The 450-nt window shown below is 66.9% G+C and carries 1 pseudogene; it reads left to right on the top strand.

The features are described from left to right. Positions 1–450 (top strand): annotated as a pseudogene (locus GVL52_RS32095) (flagellar motor switch protein FliG); the annotation flags it as partial.

The raw sequence follows: 450 nt of genomic DNA, 5'->3' as shown, positions 1-450 counted from the left end.
AACCGCTTCTCCAACGATGCCGCGGCGCAGAGCCTGCTGGTGTCCGACACCAGCAACTACGTGCGCGCGGTGCTCAAGCGGGCGCTGGGCGACGACAAGGCGGCGCTGCTGATCGACCGTATCCTGCAGGGCGGCGACGTCTCGGGCATCGAAAGCCTGAAGTGGATGGACCCGCTCTCCGTCGCGGAACTGCTGCGCAACGAACATCCGCAGATCGTCGCGGCCATCCTGGTGCACCTCGACCCGGAGCAGTCCGCCGCGGTGCTGATGCAGCTGTCGGACCGCCAGCGCGGCGAGGTACTTCTGCGCGTGGCCACGCTCGAAGGCATCCAGCCGACGGCGCTTAAGGACCTCAACGAGGTACTGTTCAAGGTGCTCGCCGGCGGCGACAAGATCCGCAAGAGTTCCCTGGGCGGCGTCAAGGCGGCGGCCGAGATCATCAACCTGCTG

It is taken from the genome of Rhizobium sp. 18055, from assembly GCF_902706285.1.
In the GTDB taxonomy this organism is placed as follows: Bacteria; Pseudomonadota; Alphaproteobacteria; order Rhizobiales; family Rhizobiaceae; genus Rhizobium.
This window is presented reverse-complemented; position numbering and strand designations above follow the sequence as displayed.